This window comes from Pantoea sp. SIMBA_079 (assembly GCF_046940275.1).
Taxonomy (GTDB): domain Bacteria; phylum Pseudomonadota; class Gammaproteobacteria; order Enterobacterales; family Enterobacteriaceae; genus Pantoea; species Pantoea borealis.
The window spans coordinates 1-324 of the sequence record NZ_JAWRYR010000116.1; the positions used below are offsets into that span (position 1 = coordinate 1).

A 324-nucleotide genomic window follows, 5' to 3' on the forward strand; every position below is an offset into this window, starting at 1 on the left:
GCGCTGTAAGAATTCAAGGCTTTGTGAATCCTGCGCCGCCTGGCGAGCGATATTCTGTTGCAAATAGTTGTTAGCGATGCTGTTCAGAATACGAGTAATCAACTGGGGATCATCACCAGTCATGGGAAGTGCCAGCATCCCGCTTTCTTTACTGCGTTCGCTAACGGTAAAGGTTTCCTGCAATGCGTTAATCGCTTCCAGTTCGGTACGCTGGCTCAGGACAAACTGTGTTCCTGGTTTGGCCTTAATGTCCGCGATAGTCAGCGCAACGCCATCTTTTTCCAGACGCTGGCCGACCATACCATTGACGGTGAACTCTTCACC

General features: G+C 50.6%; 1 pseudogene. It reads right to left on the reverse strand.

Features of this window, described 5'->3' with window-relative positions:
* Positions 1-324 (reverse strand): annotated as a pseudogene (locus SB719_RS19360) (protein-tyrosine kinase); the annotation flags it as partial.